The organism is Mesorhizobium sp. M4A.F.Ca.ET.090.04.2.1, from assembly GCF_003999085.1.
Lineage (GTDB): Bacteria > Pseudomonadota > Alphaproteobacteria > Rhizobiales > Rhizobiaceae > Mesorhizobium.
On record NZ_RZOT01000556.1, the window covers coordinates 1 to 3,938 of the forward strand.

The 3,938-nt window shown below is 64.7% G+C and carries 3 protein-coding genes and 1 pseudogene; 2 read left to right on the top strand and 2 right to left on the bottom strand.

Annotated elements, in window-relative coordinates; all coding sequences use genetic code 11:
- Together EN781_RS27935 and EN781_RS27940 are read right to left on the bottom strand one after the other, a co-directional pair.
- A pseudogene (locus EN781_RS27935) lies at nt 1–579 on the bottom strand (exopolyphosphatase); the annotation flags it as partial.
- Entirely contained in the window at nt 576–2,771 is a 2,196-nt protein-coding gene (locus tag EN781_RS27940; protein ID WP_126055161.1) for an RNA degradosome polyphosphate kinase, read from the bottom strand. The pseudogene EN781_RS27935 and the gene EN781_RS27940, both read right to left, overlap by 4 nt.
- 252 nt (nt 2,772–3,023) lie before the next feature.
- Between EN781_RS27940 and EN781_RS27945 the strand changes: the two genes are divergently transcribed.
- Nucleotides 3,024–3,269 carry a zinc-finger domain-containing protein gene (locus EN781_RS27945; protein WP_126055162.1) on the top strand — a complete coding sequence of 82 codons (246 nt, stop codon included), beginning with the start codon at nt 3,024–3,026 and terminating at the stop codon, nt 3,267–3,269.
- Between the two features lie 13 nt (nt 3,270–3,282).
- The coding region (locus EN781_RS27950; RefSeq protein WP_127400532.1) for an FAD-dependent monooxygenase at nt 3,283–3,938 on the top strand (656 nt) is incomplete at its 3' end.

Here is a 3,938-nt window from a genome sequence, read left to right on the forward strand (position 1 = left end):
CGCCAGCTCCTGGCGCGCGATCTTCTGAGCCTGGACGAGCGAATTCTTCGCCATGTCCTGCAGGCGCAGGCCGCCGAGCGGCAGCGTGATGCCGTCGCCGATCGCCTCGCCGTTGATGTCGATCAGTTCGAGGCTGCCGCCGCCGAGGTCACCGGCGATGCCGCTGGCCGGGTGGAAGCCGGAAATCACGCCGAGCGCCGAATAATGCGCCTCCTGCCGCCCGGAGAGCACCCGGATCTCAGTCTTCAGTACGTCCTCGGCGCGGTGGATGAAATCGGGGCCGTTGACCGCCTCGCGGGCGGCGGCGGTCGCCAGCACATACATGTGCTCGGCGCCGGCCTGGTCGGAGAGCGCGCGGAAGCGGCGGAACTCCTCCATCGAGCGGGTGACCGCCTCGGGATCGAGCTTGCCGGTCGAAACGATGCCGCGGCCGAGGCCGGCCAGCATCTTTTCGTTGAACAGCAAGGTCGGCGAGCGCGCCAGCCCTTCATAGACGACGAGGCGGATCGAGTTAGAGCCGATGTCGATGATCGACAGCGGCCGCCGGTCCTGGAGCCGGCCCTGGGAAGCAGAAATCACGCGGCGGCGTTCTTCTTGCGGCGCTTGAACTGGGCGATGCGCCTGGGCGCATGCGACTTCAGCGCGTCACCCCGTCCGGACAGACTCGGATTGGTCATGAAATATTCCTGCGCGTTGAACGGTTCCTCGCCCTCCTCCAGCACGACGCGCCGGGAGGTGCCGTCAGCCAATACGTCGAAACTTTGCTGGTTGTCCATGATGTTGCCCAGCATGATCTGGCCAAGCACCTGTTCATGCACAGTTGGATTGGTGATCGGCGCCATGGTCTCGACACGGCGGTCGAGATTGCGCGGCATAAGATCGGCCGAGGAGATGTAGACGATCGCCCCGTCCGAGGGCAGGCCGTAGCCGTCGCCAAAGCAGTAGATGCGGCTGTGCTCGAGGAAGCGGCCGACGATCGATTTCACCCTTATATTCTCCGACAGGCCCGGCACCTGCGGCCTCAGGCAGCAGATGCCGCGCACGACGAGGTCGATCTCGACGCCGGCGCGGCTGGCATCGTAGAGCGCGTCGATGATGATCGGGTCGACCAGCGCGTTCATCTTCATCCAGATTCGCGCCGGCCGGCCCTCGCGCGCGTGGACGACCTCGTTCGAAATATGCTTCAGGATGCGTTTGCGCAGCGTGAATGGCGAAACGGCGAGCCGCATCTCCTCGGTGGGCTCGGCATAGCCGGTGATGAAGTTGAACAGCTGGGCGACATCGCGGGCAATCGTCGGATCCGTGGTGAAGAACGACAGGTCGGTATAGATGCGCGCGGTGACCGGATGGTAGTTGCCAGTGCCGAGATGCACATAGTTGCGCAGCTTGCCGTCCTCGCGCCGCACCACCAGCGACATCTTGGCGTGGGTCTTGAGCTCGAGGAAGCCGAACACGACCTGGACGCCGGCGCGCTCGAGGTCGCGGGCCCAGCGGATGTTGGCCTCCTCGTCGAACCGCGCCTTGAGCTCGACCAGCGCCGTCACCGATTTGCCGGCCTCGGCCGCGTCGACCAGCGCGCGCACGATCGGGCTGTCGTTGGAGGTGCGGTAGAGCGTCTGCTTGATCGCCACCACTTCCGGGTCGGCCATCGCCTGACGCAGGAACTGCACCACCACGTCGAAGGATTCGTAGGGATGGTGGACGATGATGTCCTTCTCGCGGATGGCGGCAAAGCAGTCGCCGCCATGCTCGCGGATACGCTCGGGAAAGCGCGGATTGTAGGGCGTGAACTTCAGATCGTCGCGGGCGACGGCGACGATCTCGGAGATCTGGCTGAGCGCCAGCGGACCGGTCAGGACGCTGATGCGGCTCGACGAGACGCCAAGCTCGCCGGCGACGAAGTCGCGCAGTTCCGGCGGCATCAGCATGTCGAACTCGATGCGGATCACCGAACCGCGGCGGCGCCGCTTCAGCGCCGTCTCGAACAGGCGAACCAGGTCCTCGGACTCTTCCTCGACCTCGATATCGCTGTCGCGGATGATGCGGAAGGTGCCGGACCCCTTGACCTCATAGCCCGGGAAGAGCTTGCCGATATAGAGGCCGACCGCCTCCTCCAGCGGGATGAAGCGGACATGATTCTTGCGGTCGGGTAGACGGATGAAGCGCTTCAGCGCCACCGGCAGGCGCAAAAGCGCGCTCATCTCCTCGCCATTCTTGCGGTGGCGCAGTTGCAGCGCCATCGAGAAGCCGAGATTGGGGATGAACGGGAACGGATGCGCCGGGTCAATCGACAGCGGGGTCAGCACCGGAAACACCTGATCCTGGAAATGCTCTTCCAGCCAGGCCTTCTCGTCCTTGGTCAGCGCGTCGCGGGTGATGCTTTCGATGCCTTCCTTGTTGAGCAGCTGCATCAGTGTCGAAAGGCTCTTCTGTTGGTCCTCCTGCAGGCGCTCGACCTCGCGCAGCAGTTGTTCAAGCTGCTGTTCGGGCGTGCGGCCGTCCGGACTCTTCAGGACGATGCCCTCGCGCACCTGGCCTGCCAGGCCCGCGACACGGACCATGAAGAACTCGTCGAGATTGCCGGCCGAGATCGACAGGAAGCGGATCCGCTCCAGAAGCGGATGGTGCGGGTTCAGCGATTCCTCCAGTACGCGCCGGTTGAACTGCAGCCAGGAGAATTCGCGGTTGACGAAGCGATCGGGATTGCCGCTCTCGGCACTTGCCGCCTCGATGGTGATGAATTCGCTGTGCACCGGCTTCAGTTCGTTCATGATTCCCGCTCTTGTCCTGCGCCCATCGCTTTGAAGCGCTGCATTCCGGATGGGCTACGGACGCTCTAACATGTTTTTGTGACGCACGATCCCTCACGAATCCCGCAGCGATCCAGGGTCATGCGCTTAACCGGCTCAACTTATCCTCTGACAGGCTTTTGCGACAGTTTCATTTCATCGATCTTGCAAACAGGCCGGTTATGATCCAGATGCAGACTGGCCGAAACAAGCCGAGACCAATTGGAGACGACGATGGCAGGCGGTTCCATTCCCCATTTCCAGAACGATGCGGGCCATCCGGCGATCGACATCGGCGTCAAGGAATTCATGTGCACGGGCGCCAACCCGCCCTTCGACCATCCGCACGTGTTCCTCGACATGGGCGACGACAATGAGAAGGTCTGCCCCTATTGCTCGACGCTCTTCCGCTATTCGGCGAAACTGAAGGCGACCGAAACGGTCCCCGCGGGCTGCCTCTATATCGACCAGGCCGCCTGATCCTCTTCCGACGATGAGCGAGGCGCGGTCCCGGCAGGTCGTCATCGCCGGGGCCGGCATAGCAGGACTGACGGCGGCGCTTGCCTTCGCCGAGCGCGGCTATCCCGTAACGGTGTTCGAACAGGCCAGGCAACTCGAGGCAGCCGGCGCCGGTATCCAGCTTTCTCCCAATGCGACGCGAATCCTCAGGCAGCTCGGCGTGCTGGAGCGGCTCCTGCCGCATGCAGTGCGGCCGGAGGCGGTGGTGCTCAAGGATGCCGCCGCGCTCAGGGACCTGGGACGCGTGCCGCTCGGACAGGCCGCCGAGAGGCGCTGGGGAGCGCCCTATCTTGCCGCCCATCGCGCCGACGTGCAGGCGGCGCTGACGGCGCAGGTGACGGAACGCCCGGATGTCGAGCTCGTCACCGGCGCGCGGGTGACCGGCGTCGCCGCCGGACCGCAGGGCATTGCCGTGACGGCTGAAACGGACGGCCGCACGATCGAGGCCAGCGGCCAATTGCTGGTCGGCGCCGATGGTGTCTGGTCGTCGATTCGCGAGAACCTCGCCGGCAAGCAGCCCGGCTTCGGCAAAAGCCGCTTCTCGGGCGAACTCGCCTGGCGCGCCACGGTCGCGGCGGAGAGCGCCGCAGGAAAGGCCTTTGCGACGATCGGCGCCGCGGACAGCGTCAC

Excerpts from the sequence above, each read along its gene's own strand:
- EN781_RS27940 (WP_126055161.1), bottom strand. The coding sequence starts at position 2,771 with ATGAACGAACTGAAGCCGGTGCACAGCGAATTCATCACCATCGAGGCG.
- EN781_RS27945 (WP_126055162.1), top strand. The coding sequence starts at position 3,024 with ATGGCAGGCGGTTCCATTCCCCATTTCCAGAACGATGCGGGCCATCCG.